Here is a 15,419-nt window from a genome sequence, read left to right as displayed (position 1 = left end):
CGGCTCGTAAGAGATCACTTTCTCAGCTCCGCCGCGATGCGCTCGATACCTTCGGCGATACGGGCGGAGGGGATCGAGGAATAGGCCAGTCGGTAATATTGGACGTTCTCGTCCGCTGCGTCGAAGAAGGCCTCGCCCGGTTCGATCAGAACGCCTTGGCTGCGCAGCGATAGCGCCAGCTCCGCTGTATTGACGCCGTCCGGCGCCTTCATCCAGAAACTGGAGCCGCCGAATCCGCCGGTTCCCGCCACTTCAAGCCCGCATTCGCGGATCGCCTTTTCCATCACGGCGCGGCGGCGGCCGTAGGCCTTGCCTATGCGATTGACCATGCTGTCGTGATAGCCTCGGGAGAGGAAATACGTGGTCGTGCGCTGCACGCTTCCCGGCGGATGCCGCAGCACCATGGCCCTGAGCGCCCGCGCCTCCCGGATAAAGGTCGGCGAAGCAACGATGTAGCCAAGCCGCAGGCCGGGAAACAGGGATTTCGAGAAGGACCCGATATAGACAACGGAACCCGCACGATCCAGCGACTTGAGTGCGGGTGTCGGCTGCTGGACGAAGGACATCTCGAATTCATAATCGTCCTCGACGATGATGAAGTTGCGCTCGGACGACAGCCGCAACAGCTCCAGCCGCCGGCTCATCGGCATTGTCGTGTTGGTCGGACACTGATGGCTTGCAGTCGTGAAGACGACGCTGAGCTGATCGGGCAGCCGTTCCGGCGGCAGACCGTTCTCGTCGACATCGATCGGCACGGTCCGGCAGGAACTATGCCGCAGCACTTTCCTGAGACCAGGATAACAGGGGTTCTCGATGACCGCCGTGCGATCCCCTGTGAGCAGCAGCTGCGTGCAGATCCAGATGGCGTTCTGGGCGCCGAGCGTGAGCAGGACTTCCTCGGACCGGGCTGAGATCCCTCGCCGAGGCAGCACGTTCCGGACGATATATTCGATCAGCTTCGGATCGTCCTGCTCATACCGGTCCGCCGTGACCTCTTCGAAGTCCTTGCGGCCATGCGCTTCCAAAGCGCAACGGCGCCAGTTGTCATGGTCGAACAGACTTGGATCCGGCTGTCCGTAAATGAAGGGGAATTCGTAGTCGCGCCAGTCCGGAGGCCGAAACAGATTCATTGGATCGGAATAACGAGCACCGAGCGCCCGCTGCCAGTCGACTGTCTCGACCCGCGCCGTATCGCCGAGCTTGTAGTCGGGAGGGCGCGGCGCGTTCTCGGAAATGAAGTGGCCGGATCTGCCCCGGGACGTCAGATACTCACTTGCCACCAGTTCCGCATAGGCCGACGTCACCGTCACACGGCTCACGCCGAGCTGCTGCGCCAGCATGCGGCTCGACGGCATCTTTTCCCCCGGCAGAAAACGGCCAGCCAGAATTCCCTGGCTGACCATCTGCTGGATCTGTTTCTGCAGTGTTCCGCCAAACTGCGGATCGAGGTGGAACTGTGTCGCCTTGATAGCCATCAGCGGAACACCAGCAGGCAAGAGCGCTTATTTTCCGGAACCGAACACGGCCGTCAGGGCATTGTCGATGGCGCCTGTGATCTGGTCGATGTCCGACTTCGTGGCAATCAGTGCCGGGGACAGGCAGAGCGTGTTGTTGAAACCCGGCAGCGACCGGTTGGTGACGCCGATGAGCACGCCCTCGGCATTGCAGTGACCGACCACGGCTTGGCCCTTGATCTCGTCCACCGGCTCCTTGGTCTCCCGGTCAGCGACCAGTTCGGCGCCCCAGAAAAGGCCCTTGCCGCGCACATCGCCGATCACCGGATGCTTGTCCATCAACGCGAGAAGGTTCTGCTCTAGACGCGCGCCCATAGCGGTCGTGTTCTCGAGCAGATTCTCGTCCTCGATGATCCGCATGTTCTCGAGCGCCGCAGCCGGGCCGGAGGTGCAGCCGCCAAAGGTCGAGATATCGCGGAAATAGCTCATCGGATCGGCGGCATCTGCCTTGAACTGATCAAAGACAGCTTCCGTGGTCACGGTGCAGGAGATCGCCGCATAGCCTGAGGCAACACCCTTTGCCATGGTAACGATATCCGGCTTGATACCGTAATGCTGGTAGCCGAACCATTCGCCGGTCCGGCCGACGCCGCAGACCACTTCGTCGAGGATCAGCAGGATGCCGTACTTGGTGCAGATTTCCTGGACCCGCTCCCAGTATCCCTTCGGTGGGGTGATGACACCGCCGCCTGCGGTGATGGTCTCAAGGCAGAGGCCTCCGATCGTGTCCGGACCCTCGCGCAGGATGACTTCCTCGATCGCATCGGCTGCGCGCTCGCCGTAATTCTCGACCGTGTCGTACTGGTTACGGTATTCGAGGCAATGCGGCACCTCCACGAAGCCCGGCGTGAACGGGCCGTAATGGGCCTGGCGCTGCGGCTGACCGGCAGCCGAAAGAGCGGTGATGGTGGTGCCGTGATAGTCCCGCTCCCGATAGAGGATCTTGGACTTCTTGCCGCCATGGTGCTGCGCGGAGATCTGGCGCACCATCTTGAAGGCCTTCTCGTTCGCTTCCGAGCCGGAGTTCGAATAATAGACCCGGGTCATGCCCGGCATCTTGGAAATCAGGCGCTCAGAGAAACGGGCGCCCGGAACGGAACCGAGAGCGCCGGCGAAATAGTTCATCTTCACGAGTTGATCGCGCACCGCGTCGGCGATTGTGTCACGGCCATAGCCGACATTCACCGTCCAGACGGCGCCGGACACCGCATCGAGATATTCCTTGCCAGTGATATCCCAGACGCGCATCCCCTTGCCTTCGACGATGATCTTCGGATCCACCGTTTCGAACATCTTGTGCTGCACCAGGTGATGCCAGACATGCGCCTTGTCGGAGGCGACGACATCGGAAAGGTCGTTTTCAAATTGCGTGGTGCTCATGGCGCAAGGTCTCCAAAGTCCGGCCGAAGCGAAATGCCGGCCAAATGAAATTGTCAGCTCGCAGAATTACACAGTCACGGTGCGAACCATAAGTCCAGATTGCACCTGCAGATAAGACCAGAATATCCGAGCCCGCGATGGAGCGGAAATAAAACAAGCGCCGGACAGGTGTCCGGCGCTTGCCTCATAATTCTCAGCATGAATTCAGAACCGGGACTCGTGCCGATACAAGCGTCCCAGGAGTTCTGACAGCCTTAATCGACCCAGGGGGCCTTCGGCTTGTTCACGCCCTTGCGGTGCGGTTTCTTGGGACCGGAACCAGGCTTCGACTGGGGCTTGCCCTTAGCGGGTTTGCCAGGCTTGCCGGGTTTGCCGTCCGCGGATGCAGATTTCGGTTTGTCGAACTTGGGTTTGCCCAGCTTGGGTTTACCGAATTTCGCCCCTGCCTTGGCATCACCGTCCTTCGGCTTTCTGGGTTTCTTGAGCTTGCGATCAGGTGCCGTGCCTGCATCCGGCCTGGAGCTTGGCTCAGGCGTCGGAATTGGCGCGGTATCCACGGATTGCGTGACGGCGTCCCGTGCCGGCCGTGCCTGATCCTCACCCATGTCGCGCCGGCGCTTCGGCGGATAGCCACCCTGTTCCGCTTCACCTCTAGGAGGACGCGGGGCGCGGGATGACGACTCACCTTCGGCTCTGGGTTTGCGGGGCGCTGACTCTCTAGGTTTGCGGGGAGCACGTGGCTCCGGAGCCGACGATGCCTCGGACGGAGCGCTAGCCATCCGGTCGACCGTGATGCTCTTCTCGACCTTGCGGCTCGGACCGACCGCCGCCAGGAACTTGTCCACCGCCTTGGGGTGCAGCTCGACGTGAGTCTCGGTCTCCTGGATCTTGATAGCGCCCACATCGGACTTGGTGAGGTCTCCGGTACGGCACAGCATCGGCAATAGCCAGCGCGCTTCAGCCTTATGGTTCCGGCCGACCGAAAGGCGAATCCAGACACCGTCCTCGAAATCGTTCCGGCGATTGCGGGGCTCTCCACGCTCGCCGCGTTCTCCCCTGCCACCACGATCACCACGATCACCCCGGTCGCCACGTTCGTAACGCTCACCGCCGGAGGGATCGTTCATCAGCTCTTCGGGTGCCGGCAGCCCGGCCATGCGCTTGCGCAGGAATGCGATGGCGACGGCCTCGGCGTCATGGCGGGACAGCAGCTCCGCCGCGAAGGTGCGTTCTTCCTCGGTGGTCTCGCCGCTGAGGTCCGCGTCTTCAAGGATACGCTTGCGGTCCAAAGCGAGGATCTCGTCAACCGAGGGCGGCTTGCCCCAGGTCGCCTTGATATTTGCGTTCGACAGCATCCGCTCGGTCTGGCGTCGCTTGGAATAGGGCACGATCAGGGTGGAGACACCCTTGCGCCCGGCCCGGCCGGTGCGGCCGCTCCGGTGCAGCAGGGATTCCTGATTCTTCGGCAGGTCAGCGTGGATGACTAGTTCCAGGTTCGGCAGATCGATGCCTCGCGCGGCAACATCGGTGGCGACACAGACCTGAGCCCGGCCGTCCCGCAGCGCCTGCAAGGCGTGGGTCCGCGCGCTCTGGCTCAGCTCGCCGGACAGAGCGACAACTGAGATGCCCCGGTTGGTGAACCGGCTGGTCAGATGGTTCACCGTGGCGCGGGTGCTGCAGAAAACGATGGTCGTGACCGCATCCGAATGCCGCAGCACATTGATGATCGCGTTTTCCCGGTCATTAGGCGCGCAGGCCAGAGCCCGGTATTCGATATCAACATGTTGGTTCTTCTCACCGGCCGTCGAGATGCGCACGGCATCCTTTTGATAGCGTTTGGCAAGAGAAGCGATGGTCCGGGGCACGGTGGCCGAGAACATCAGGGTGCGCCGGCTTTCCGGTGCGGCTTTCAGGATGAATTCCAGGTCTTCACGGAAGCCGAGGTCGAGCATCTCGTCCGCCTCGTCCAGCACGATGACCTTCATGTCCGACATATCGAGCGACCGGCGCTCGACATGATCCCGCAATCGTCCGGGCGTACCGACGACAATATGCGCGCCGCGCTGCAGCGCCATGCGCTCGGTCCGCATATCCATGCCGCCGACGCAGGACACCACCGAAGCGCCCGTGAATTCATAGAGCCACTCCAGCTCCCGCTTGACCTGCAGGGCAAGCTCACGTGTCGGCGCCACGGCCAGTGCAATGGGAGAGGAGACACGCTCGAAACGTTCCGCATCGCCCAACAGGGTCGATGCCATGGCCAGCCCGAACGCCACCGTCTTGCCCGACCCGGTCTGCGCAGAGACCAGAGCGTCCGCATCGCGCATCTCGGCGGCAATCACCGATTGCTGAACCGGGGTCAGCGTCTCATACCCGCGCTTCGCCAATGCCTTACCGAGCGCCGGAACAACGCCTTCAAATTCTGTCATGTCATGTCTTTCGGAATGCCTGCGATCGACCGATCGGGAACCATGTTTCCCCCGGTGGGATCAGCAGTGCGGCGCCTTGTGCGCGTGATCGAATTAAGGTGGCGCGCAACATAGGCGTGAAAGCGTCAAATGTACAGCATTCCAGCACGCATACCTGCTGAGCATTTCCGGTACGGGGACGCCAACGTGCGTTGCGCCAGAAGCAAGGCGTAAACAGCGGCGCCCCGTCAAATTCAGTATGTCATTAGCCAAGCATCGTCCCTTATCCATTGTACGATTCAAGGTCCAAGGGCACACTGAGGGCTGATTCGAGAGGACATCAGAACGTGGTTTCACACGAAGAAACGCAGCCCCGCGGCGCACAGCAGGCACTCAAGCTCAACCTTGGATGCGGCAAGGTGATCCGCGACGGATGGGTGAACCATGACATCATGCCCGGGCCAGGCGTCGACGTGATTTACGATCTCGAGACATGCGGGATCGAGCCGTTTCCGCTCCCTGACGATTCAGTCGACGAGATCCATGCATCGCACCTGATCGAGCATATCGACCGCTTGCTGCCCTTCATGCAGGAGATGTGGCGGATCGCGAAAAACGATTGCCGGTTCGAGCTCAAGCTGCCGTTCGGCGCGACCGACATGGCCTGGGCCGATCCGACCCATAAGCGGCCCTTCTTTATCCGCAGTTTTGATTACTTTCAGCAGCCGTTCTACAATTTCGCGGATTACGGCTATCGTGGCGACTGGGGCACCGACGAGGTCACCTTCCTGATCCCGAAGAGCGTTGCCGGATCGAACACCGCCGAAGAGCTGATGCACCGCATCAACACCGAGCGTAATCTGGTGGCGGAGATGCAGGTAAACCTGATCGCTTTCAAGCCGATGCGGCCGAACGACCGGGCGCTTATGACCATTCCCAAGGTCAATTTGAACATCGTCTAGATAGAAGAAATTCGGAAACAAGGACAAACAGATGCACCGCGTTGGAATCATCCCGTTCGACATCAGAGATGATCTGCTGGCCATTCTTTTCGTCACGTCTCAGACGCGTGGCAGATGGATATTGCCAAAGGGTAAGCGGAAGAAAGGCGAAAGCCACATGGACGCGTGCCTGAGGGAAGGTTTCGAGGAAGCCGGAGTTCGCGGCGTGGTCCTGGAAGACTTTCCGATGACCCACGTCGTCACCAAGCTGTCGGATACCGGCAAGCTCGAAATCCCGGTAACGTATTTCCCGTTTCTTGTCACCGAGCAGGCAGACGACTGGCCCGAAAAGAAATTCCGACAGCGGCACTGGGCCCTGTTAGAGGATGCACCGCGGGTCGCATATCCAGAGGATTTTCATCTTGTCCTCGGGCAATTCGACTCTCTCGGACGCTGGATCAGAGAAGCTGCAAGAGAGCATAAACCGCAGCAGCAACCAGAGCTGATGCCGGCACAGTGATGATCCAGGCGGCCGCGATCGACAGCACGAACCGGCGCCGGACCAATCGCCGCACCGATTTGTAGTCGCGGCTGTTAAAAGCCTCTTCAGCAGTATCATTCAATTTGTGCCCGGGACGCACCCGCCGCTTGTTCGGGTTCTCCAGGAACTCGCGCAGGAAACCAACACCGAACACAGCGCCGACCGCGATATGAGTCGAGCTGACCGGGAGGCCGAGCGTGGTCGCGATCAACACCGTGACAGCCGCTGACAGGGCAACACAGTAGGACCGCGGCGAATTCAGCCGCGTGATCTTCTCACCGACGACAGCGATAAGCTTCGGCCCGAACAGGCCTAGTCCAAGCGCGATACCAAACGCTCCGATCGCCATGACCCAGAGCGGGATCGTCACCTTGCTTCCGATCCCGGCCCCTTCGCCAACCGTCGAGACAATGGCGGCAAGCGGGCCAACGGCATTGGCGACGTCATTCGCACCATGCGCAAAAGACAGAAGTGCCGCACCGGCGATCAGCGGCAGATCGAACAGCGAGTTCACGTCCTTTCTGGAACCTTCCAGAGAAACCACGCGACGCGCGATATACGGCCGGGACAAGAAGTACGCAGCAAGGAAAGCGAAGACCGAATAAACCAGAACCTCAATGACTGACGGATGCCAGATTTTCTTAAGGCCCTTCATCGCCATATAAGCTGCAAAGGCCGCCGCCATCAGACCGATCATGATGGGCACCCAGGTTTTGGCAGCCGTCAGGCGATCATCGACATTGAGGATCTTTTTCTTGATCACGAACAGGATCGCCGCCGCGAACATAGCGCCGAATACAGGAGATATGACCCAGCTTGCGGCAATAGCCGCCATGGTCGACCAGTTCACCAGGCCAAATCCGGCCGCCGCAATTCCCGCTCCGAGAACACCGCCCACGATCGAATGGGTCGTCGATACGGGGGCATTCAGAATGGTTGCGAAATTGATCCAGAGCGCGGCAGCGAACAGCGCGCTCAGCATCAGGTCACGGAATTCGCCAACGCTGACACTGTCACCAGGCGAGATGATCCCTTTGGAGACAGTCTTCACCACGTCACCGCCCGCCAGCAAAGCGCCGGCAGTCTCGCACACAGCCGCGATCAGGATCGCGCTTACGACGGTCAGCACCTTGCCGCCAACCGCGGGGCCCATATTGTTGGCAACATCGTTGGCGCCGATATTCAGCGCCATGTAACCGCCAACAATCGCCGCGACAACGACAATCAGCCAATCTTCACTAATGCCGTGCTGCGCGCTCGCGACATAAAGACCGACCAGGGTCAGGAATATAACCGACAAACCAAGTGGGACGGTCACCCCCTTGAGGCCAAAAAACTGGGACTGAAAATAGCTGAACCGACGCAGATCGTTGACGTACCGGTTTTCGGTTTTCTTGGGATTCGAAGACACTGGAAAGCCTGCCTATGCGTCTGTCAAAGCATTATCGCGGATCTTGATGCCACCGACCTGGAATGGCCGAAGACCCATCCGCTCCGCGATGGTCGCGTTCGCGCTGACCTAGCAGAATTGGATGTATTCCACCACAGAAATGCTCAACCACTCATTTCGAATAATGAAACAAAGAGCCAATTCAGCATTCATATGAACAGACCGACGGCAGCGGTAAAACATGCAATGACGTTATCAATTTCGAAATATTTTCGGCTTAACATCCGGTAATCAGCACTTCACACGCTTCTTTCACAACACACGGCAAAAGACGTCTTATGACCAAATCCGTCGTGGATGAGGCCCTTGCCTATTGGGACAGAATTGGTGGCGCGGCCCGCACGCCCGCGCGCGCTGAATTCGACCCTTGCCATATCCCACGCCTCTTGCCGCATGTTGTCTTCATGGGCGTTGTCGACGGGGGGGAGGATTTTCAATTCCGGGTGATTGGGGATGTTGCCCGGTCATTCTTCTTCAAGAACTACACAGGACGTATGATTCGGGACCTTCCTCACGTGGAGCCGGACGGTCCGCTCATCGAAAACCTTCGTCTCGCCGTCCGATCGGGGCGCCCTGTTCGCCGCCCTGTCGAATATGTAGGGCCTCAAGCAGACTTCAAGAAACTTGATGAGGTCGTTCTGCCCTTGTCCGGCCCTGACGGGCTCGTGACGCATCTACTAGTAATTGTAGAGTTGATCAGCCACAAGTCGATCGAATTTGCATGATCCGCACGCTCAACTCGCAGCAGGTCCAAAAACCATCATTCCAACGAAATGGTCCACACTTTCAGCATTATCCGCAAGCGGCAGCAGGACGCTTTCATAAGCAAGAAATTCCTTACGGCGCCATTCCACCGTCCCATGCACCCTGATAGGGGCGCGCTCGTCCCGAACGTTACGATATAGCTCCAGGCCAGGCGCTCCGAATACCTCCCCCACGGTCCGCCCCGTATTGTCGATCCCGACCTGACTGGTGATCGTCGTTCCGATCAGCGTATAGCGAAAATCATCGATCTCAGGCTCCGGGACGACCAGGAACAGGTGTCCCAAAAACCCCTTCATCTCCACAGGGTCGAAATCGCTACGGGCAGGCAAGCCTTCCGGTCCGGCCTTTTGCTGCCAATACGAAAAAAACTGCTGCAGGAGCGGGTTTTCGAGCGCCAGCTCTGTGTCCCAATTTCCCCGAAAATCATTGTCCATCGCCTGATATACGACCCAAGCCCTTATCAAAATTCGAAAAGAGTCGGCTGGTCAGCAGGTCCGATAAGGCCATCGGAAAAGCCTTGGTGTTTTCCTGGCTAAGGATCCGCTTAGCCAGGAAAACATCAAAAGGAGCCAACTCCCGCAATCTTCATGTCCGCCTGATACTGGTTTTCACTCGCTCGATAACATCAGGCTAAACTCATTTAAACAACACATTATTTCTCCATGGTTTCAATGAGATGGAGAAAATAAAGCCTTTCTGATTTCCCTCATTTTTCATGTCGTTTTCCATCGACACGCCCCCTTTGCCTTCCGTCTCCGGCAACGCGCCACCGTCCCCATGCACCATCAGGCGCAGATGCTGCACAGCCTCCATCGCAAATCAGATCGCTTCATGAAAGGCTCGGCACGGCACATAACTTGAGATATATTTCAGCAATGACTCTGAAGGAAACGCGCCTTCCCCCCTTTCGCTCGCTTCTGGCATTCCGTGCTGCGGCAACGCATGACCGGCTCGCGGATGCCGCTGTCGCTCTTGGCGTTACGGAGTCCGCGGTCAGTCATCAGATCCGGCAATTGGAGACCTTGCTGCGGGCACAACTGTTCGACCGCACGAGCCGGCGGCTTGTTCTAACGGAAACCGGAACCCGATACCTCGCCCGGATAGACCCGGCGATCCGGGAACTCGAAGCGGCAACCGAAGCCGTCCTGCCTTCCGATGGCCGGGCCGTTGTCAGGCTCACACTGCCGACGTCGATGGCGGCGACATGGCTACTGCCGCGCCTCGGCGCGTTCGAGGCTGCGAACCCCGATCTCGACATCCAGCTTGTCCCGACGACCCGAGTGATCGATCTAGAGCGCGACCAGGTGGATATTGCCATCAGATACGGCCGGGGAAACTGGCAGAATGTCGATAAAACCTTCCTCTTCGACGACCATGCGACACCAGTTGCCGCGCCGGGTTACGTGCCGGATGGCGAGGTAAATATCGAAGACGTGCTGAAGCGATCACGCTTGATCGTCATTCGCAGCATTCCGGATGAATGGCAGGAATGGGCCAAGGCACGTGGCCTGGCTCCGCCGGACCTGAGGGGCGCACTGGAACTCGACGCGATCGAACAGGGGCTTCAAGTCGCAGAAGCGGGGCATGGCATAACCATCGGTCGTTCACCCTATATCGAAGAACGCCTGGCCAGCGGCGCTCTGGTGACACCTTTCGGCGCAACAGCTCCTTCCGGGGCCGCATTCTACCTTTGCCTGCCTGCAAAACTGCCTCCGCCCGCACGAACGCTGCGGGTGAAACGCTGGCTGCTAGAGCAGGCCGACGCAAGCCGCGCGGCGCTTGAGCTCGCCAAACCGTAAAATCGAGATATATCTTGAATTTTTCTCAAGTCATCTTGAGTTCTTCTCTTTTGTGTCACGCGCTTTCAGGGCCTATCTGAAGTGCCATCACAACAGGCCGGCAAGCGACGGCCAGGAGGAGACGGAAGATGGCGAACGTTGTTCAGGACCACATCAACAACCCAGCTTCAGAAAGCGCCGAGAATGTCGTGGCGCCGCTGACATTCATTGTGCCCCAGGCAGAAAAGCCGGCTCTTTACAGCGCGGCCTATACCGGCGGTGCGCCTGACTTCCAGTTCGCCGTCGAGGACCACGATGTTCTGGTCGCGGATATGCGGCCACACGCCGGATCCTTCACCCTCGACAGGGAAGGTTTCGCGCTCCGGACCGTGCCGACTGACATCGCGGATCTCTATGACGACGATGCTGTGGAGACCGGCTATTTCGCTGAAATCCGCAGCCTCCTGAAAGAAGAATTCGGCGCCAGTCAGGTCGCAATCTTCGATGCAACCCGGCGCTCGGATGGCGGTAAAGGTGCCAGTAACAAGGATGGCAACCGCGGCCCGGCGTCGCGCATCCACGTGGATTACACGGCAAAGAGCGGCCCGCAGCGTGCCCGGGACGTATTGGGGGCCGACGCGTTCGAGCGCCTGCTGAGTTCCGGCGCACGCATCCTCCAGGTCAATGTCTGGCGGCCGATCCGCGGACCTGTCCAGCGTTCCCCCCTCGCCCTTGCAGATGCGACCAGCGTGAAGGCGGCGGACATGATCGCCACGGATCAGGTTTTCCCCGACCGGGTCGGTGAAATCTATCACCTGTCCCATGACAGGGATCAGCGCTGGTACTACGTCCCGGAGATGACGCGGGACGAAGTGCTCCTGATCAAGGGCTGGGACAGCCTCGAGGATGGACGCGCGCAATTCACACCGCACAGTGCTTTCCCGCTGCCGACCCAGACCGCCGACAGCCCGGCGAGGGAAAGCATCGAGGTCCGGACGTTTGTGGTGATCGAATAGGCCTCCACCGGCGATGCGTGCTGCGTACGCGTCGCCGTCACCAGACGGCTGGTCGATAACGTGACCATGCTCGAACAACCCTCTGCTCGATTGATAAGGATCAATGCCCCCATGCCGTGATCTGGATCATATTGATATCAATCAGCTTACGTTCCGGGCACACTTCCACCTGTCTTCAGCGCCCGGAAAGACGTACCGGGACATTGGGGTTTGGGTGTGCACGACAAAGCGATCGAAGGTTCCCAATCGCATCCTCCGGATGGAGAGATCGTCGCGATCCACGGGTCGGTGATCGACATCCGGTTTCCCTTGGGCCGTGTACCGTCGCTCGGCGAAGCCGTCTCGGTTGCCCACGACACCGGCCCGTCGCTCATCGCCGAAATCATGAATCATCTCGACGCTGTCACCGCACGGGCGGTCGCGCTTGGCAACACCGCCGGCCTGAAACGCGGAATGCCGGTCCGGACAACGGGGGCTCCCCTTCAGGTCCCCGTCGGAGAAGCGGTCCTGGGCCGGCTTCTCAACGTTGTTGGCGAACCTGTGGATGGCGGCGCGCCACTTCCCGCCGACGTGCCGCGGAACCCGATACACGCCCCCGCGCCAGCGCTCGCTCGCCAAGTCAGTCAGCCTGAGATGTTCCACACCGGCATCAAGGTCATCGACCTGCTCGCCCCCCTGATCAAAGGGGGCAAAGCCGCAATGTTCGGCGGGGCCGGGGTCGGCAAGACGGTTCTGATCATGGAGTTGATCCGGACCACGGTGGAACGGCATTCGGGCATTTCTGTATTTGCCGGCATCGGCGAACGCTCGCGGGAGGGCCACGAACTCCTGTTGGAGCTTCGGGAGTCCGGTGTTCTGGAACGCACAGCGCTGGTCTTCGGACAGATGAACGAGCCCCCGGGGGCGCGCTGGCGCGTCGGACTTACCGGTCTCGCCATCGCCGAGCATTTCCGCGATGACAGCCACGAGAACGTTCTTCTGCTGGTCGACAATGTCTACCGTCTGGTCCAGGCGGGTGGCGAGATATCCGGATTGCTCGGACGCCTACCCTCACGCGTCGGATACCAGCCCACCCTGAGCAGCGAGATCGCCGAGTTCGAAGAACGGATCGCCTCCGTTCCTGACGCAGCCATAACCTCGATCCAGGCAGTCTACGTTCCGGCGGACGATTTCACCGACCCGGCCGTGGCCGAAATCTTCAGTCATCTCGATTCCTCGATCGTGCTGTCGCGGGATATGGCGAGCGAAGGCATGTATCCCGCTGTCGAGCCGCTCGCCTCGACCTCGAGCCTTTTGGACCCGCGGCTGGTGGGCGACCTGCACTACCAGACAGCGCAAGAAGTCCGGAAGACGATAGCCCACTACCGCGACCTGCAGAAAATCATCGCCCTGCTGGGAATTGAGGAACTGAGCGCAACCGACCGCAAGCTCGTCGGCAGGGCGCGCCGGCTTATGCGGTTCCTCACCCAGCCCTTCATGGTCACCACCGCCTTCACCGGAAAACCCGGCAGGACGGTGGACCTGGACGCCACGATTGCCGGATGCCGCGCCATCCTGGACGGAGAAGCCGACGACTGGGCGGAACGCTCTCTCTACATGATCGGCGACATCGAGGAAGCGCGGAAAAGAGAAGCCTCCGCCGCAGAAACGCCCACCGACGAAACACCCGCTGCGGCGGTGGCATCATGAACCTGACAATTGCCACACCGCTTGAGCTTGTCGTCGACGGAGCCGATGTCAGTCACCTTCGGGCGGAGGACGAAACCGGCGCGTTCGGCCTACTTCCCGGGCACGCGGATTTTCTGACCGAACTCGCAATTTCGGTCGTGACCTGGCGCGACGACACTGGTGCCGAGCATCATGTCGCGGTGCGCGGCGGCATGTTGAGCGTACGAGACGGAGCAGCGATCAAAATCGCCACGCGCGAGGCAGTGCCGGGCGACGATCTGGAGCGGTTGGAGACAGAGGTTCTGGATCGTTTTCGGCGCCACATCTCGGAGGAGAAATCCGCCAGGACCGACGCGCACAGGCTTTATCTGGCAGCGATCCAGCAAATCGTCACCGCTTTGCATCCCAACTCTTCCGGCATTTCAGGCCAGAACCTTGCGCCTGGAAGCCTGCCCGGGGAAGGCGCATGAGCGGCGCGCCGGATCAGAACAACCAGCTGGAAAAAGCGGTGCAAACCCGTAAGGAGCGGCGCGCGCTCTGGGAACGCGAGGGCGAGCGTTCGATCGCCCGTAATCTGGCGATGATAGGGGCTCTCGGCTGGACGATTGTAATCCCGCCGCTGATCGGCGTTTTCGTCGGGCGCTGGCTTGACGGCACATTCTCGAGCGGCGTGTTCTGGACCCTCGGACTTCTGGTCCTGGGACTCACACTCGGCTGCTGGCTCGCATGGTCAAGGATGCACAAGGAATGAACGGATCTAACCCAATCGCAACAGTCGCTATTGCCCTCGCCGTGGCCGCGGGAAGCATGGCGCTGGGCCTTGCCTATTTCTACGCCCTCGGGCGGACGGTGGACGCCTTGCTCGGCGAACGGCATACAGCCAAAGTTGTCGGGTTGAGCCTATTGCGGCTCGGCGGTGCAATCGCCCTGCTGACTGTGCTGGCACAATTTGGCCCGGTGATGCTTCTCAGCGGTTTTGCCGGGTTCCTCGGCGCCCGCATGATAGCGACGCGGCAGGCCAGGAGAGCAGGATGATGGATGCCTCGCCCCTGACCAGCACAATCCTGTTCCATATCGGCCCGATCCCTATCAGCCGGGCCGTCGTGACCACCTGGGGACTCATGCTGGCGCTCCCTCTGGGGTCGTGGCTGCTGACGCGGCAGCTCGGCCAGGACACCGGCCGCCTTCAGGCAGTCCTCGAAACCGTTGTCGTCGGGATACTGGAACAGATCAGCGAGGTTGCCGGCAAATCCGCACGGTCTCTGCTCCCCCTGCTCGCCACGCTGTTCCTGTTTATCGCCACTGCCAATTCGACCGGTATCCTACCCGGCATGGAAGCCCCCACAGCCAGGATAGAGACGGCAGCGGCTCTGGCTGCGGTCGTCTTCGTATCGGTGCATTTCTACGGCATCCGCGCCCGGGGATTGCTCGGCTATCTGGCGGGCTTCGCCAAGCCTAAACTGATCATGTTGCCACTCAATCTGCTGTCGGAGATCACCCGTACGCTTTCGCTGATGGTTCGGCTCTTCGGGAACGTGATGAGCGGCGAGTTCATGATTGCGCTGGTACTCGCCCTCGCAGGACTCTTCGTTCCGATCCCGCTCATGGCCCTGGAGCTGCTGCTGGGACTGGTTCAGGCCTACATCTTCGCCATTCTGGCCGGCGTCTTCATCGGCGCGGCCATCAACGCCCAGCAACAAACCTGAGGAGGTAACGTGGACCACGAATTTATCAGCATATTTGCCGCCGCATTCGTCGTCTCGTTCGGCGCGCTCGGCCCGGCTCTCGCAGAAGGGAAGGCGGTTGCCGCCGCGATGGACGCCATCGCCCGTCAGCCCGAAGCCGCAGGCACCATTTCAAGGACCCTGTTCGTCGGTCTGGCCATGATCGAGACAACAGCGATCTACTGTCTCGTCATCGCCCTGCTGCTTCTGTTCGCCAACCCCTACACAGGATAG

The 15,419-nt window shown here is 60.2% G+C and carries 17 protein-coding genes; 11 read left to right on the top strand and 6 right to left on the bottom strand.

Features of this window, described 5'->3' with window-relative positions; all coding sequences use genetic code 11:
- Positions 1-14: 14 nt before the first annotated feature.
- The 3 genes from VOI22_RS01665 to VOI22_RS01655 all read right to left on the bottom strand — a co-directional run bounded on the left by VOI22_RS01665 (position 15) and on the right by VOI22_RS01655 (position 5,323).
- Positions 15-1,475 carry a PLP-dependent aminotransferase family protein gene (locus VOI22_RS01665; RefSeq protein WP_323794866.1) on the bottom strand — a complete coding sequence of 487 codons (1,461 nt, stop codon included), beginning with the start codon at positions 1,473-1,475 and terminating at the stop codon, positions 15-17.
- 27 nt (positions 1,476-1,502) lie between these two features.
- A complete protein-coding gene (locus tag VOI22_RS01660) occupies positions 1,503-2,894 on the bottom strand; it encodes an aspartate aminotransferase family protein (protein WP_323794865.1) in 1,392 nt (463 codons plus the stop codon).
- 254 nt (positions 2,895-3,148) lie between these two features.
- Entirely contained in the window at positions 3,149-5,323 is a 2,175-nt protein-coding gene (locus VOI22_RS01655) for a DEAD/DEAH box helicase (RefSeq protein ID WP_323794864.1), read from the bottom strand.
- Positions 5,324-5,649: 326 nt separating this feature from the next.
- Here VOI22_RS01655 and VOI22_RS01650 point away from each other — a divergent pair, with 326 nt between their 5' ends.
- Both VOI22_RS01650 and VOI22_RS01645 read left to right on the top strand, forming a co-directional pair.
- Positions 5,650-6,264, top strand: a complete 615-nt coding sequence (locus VOI22_RS01650; RefSeq protein WP_323794863.1) for a class I SAM-dependent methyltransferase — start codon at positions 5,650-5,652, stop codon at positions 6,262-6,264.
- Between the two features lie 31 nt (positions 6,265-6,295).
- A complete protein-coding gene (locus tag VOI22_RS01645) occupies positions 6,296-6,763 on the top strand; it encodes an NUDIX hydrolase (protein ID WP_323794862.1) in 468 nt (155 codons plus the stop codon).
- Here the strand turns inward: VOI22_RS01645 and VOI22_RS01640 are convergent.
- Positions 6,702-8,195, bottom strand: coding sequence for an anion permease (locus tag VOI22_RS01640; protein WP_323794861.1), 1,494 nt, complete (start codon positions 8,193-8,195; stop codon positions 6,702-6,704). The two genes, VOI22_RS01645 and VOI22_RS01640, sit on opposite strands and share 62 nt — an antisense overlap.
- A gap of 317 nt (positions 8,196-8,512) precedes the next feature.
- Between VOI22_RS01640 and VOI22_RS01635 the strand changes: the two genes are divergently transcribed.
- A complete protein-coding gene (locus tag VOI22_RS01635; RefSeq protein ID WP_323794860.1) occupies positions 8,513-8,959 on the top strand; it encodes a PAS domain-containing protein in 447 nt (148 codons plus the stop codon).
- A 9-nt stretch (positions 8,960-8,968) separates the two neighbouring features.
- On the opposite strand, the gene VOI22_RS01630 is transcribed toward VOI22_RS01635, so the two are convergent.
- Entirely contained in the window at positions 8,969-9,433 is a 465-nt protein-coding gene (locus VOI22_RS01630) for a PAS domain-containing protein (RefSeq protein ID WP_323794859.1), read from the bottom strand.
- A 202-nt stretch (positions 9,434-9,635) separates the two neighbouring features.
- On the bottom strand, positions 9,636-9,803 hold the full coding sequence (locus VOI22_RS01625) for a hypothetical protein (protein ID WP_323794858.1): 168 nt from the start codon (positions 9,801-9,803) through the stop codon (positions 9,636-9,638).
- Positions 9,804-9,874: 71 nt separating this feature from the next.
- On the opposite strand from VOI22_RS01625, the gene VOI22_RS01620 reads away from it, so the two are divergent.
- The 8 genes from VOI22_RS01620 (at position 9,875) to VOI22_RS01585 (ending at position 15,419) form a co-directional block, all read left to right on the top strand.
- A complete protein-coding gene (locus VOI22_RS01620; protein WP_323794857.1) occupies positions 9,875-10,798 on the top strand; it encodes a LysR substrate-binding domain-containing protein in 924 nt (307 codons plus the stop codon).
- Positions 10,799-10,926: 128 nt separating this feature from the next.
- Positions 10,927-11,793, top strand: coding sequence for a CmcJ/NvfI family oxidoreductase (locus VOI22_RS01615; RefSeq protein WP_323794856.1), 867 nt, complete (start codon positions 10,927-10,929; stop codon positions 11,791-11,793).
- Positions 11,794-12,024: 231 nt separating this feature from the next.
- Positions 12,025-13,482 (top strand): F0F1 ATP synthase subunit beta, encoded by a 1,458-nt coding sequence (gene atpD / locus VOI22_RS01610; protein WP_416366139.1) that lies wholly within the window; start codon positions 12,025-12,027, stop codon positions 13,480-13,482.
- Positions 13,479-13,931, top strand: coding sequence for a F0F1 ATP synthase subunit epsilon (locus tag VOI22_RS01605; RefSeq protein WP_323794854.1), 453 nt, complete (start codon positions 13,479-13,481; stop codon positions 13,929-13,931). The genes atpD and VOI22_RS01605 overlap by 4 nt, the downstream gene beginning before the upstream one ends.
- Positions 13,928-14,212: an AtpZ/AtpI family protein gene (locus VOI22_RS01600; RefSeq protein WP_323794853.1), complete on the top strand. Its 285-nt coding sequence runs from the start codon at positions 13,928-13,930 to the stop codon at positions 14,210-14,212. Before VOI22_RS01605 ends, VOI22_RS01600 begins: the two co-directional genes overlap by 4 nt.
- A complete protein-coding gene (locus tag VOI22_RS01595; protein WP_323794852.1) occupies positions 14,209-14,496 on the top strand; it encodes an ATP synthase subunit I in 288 nt (95 codons plus the stop codon). The genes VOI22_RS01600 and VOI22_RS01595 overlap by 4 nt, the downstream gene beginning before the upstream one ends.
- Complete coding sequence (locus VOI22_RS01590; protein ID WP_323794851.1) at positions 14,493-15,167, top strand: F0F1 ATP synthase subunit A; 675 nt, start codon at positions 14,493-14,495, stop codon at positions 15,165-15,167. Before VOI22_RS01595 ends, VOI22_RS01590 begins: the two co-directional genes overlap by 4 nt.
- A gap of 9 nt (positions 15,168-15,176) precedes the next feature.
- The gene (locus tag VOI22_RS01585) at positions 15,177-15,419 is read left to right on the top strand and encodes a F0F1 ATP synthase subunit C (RefSeq protein WP_323794850.1); all 243 of its coding nucleotides are present in this window, start codon (positions 15,177-15,179) and stop codon (positions 15,417-15,419) included.

The sequence above is a fragment of the Nisaea sp. genome (genome assembly GCF_034670185.1).
Lineage (GTDB): Bacteria > Pseudomonadota > Alphaproteobacteria > Thalassobaculales > Thalassobaculaceae > Nisaea.
Note: the sequence above shows the minus strand (reverse complement) of the source record. Positions and strands in the feature narration are given on the sequence as shown.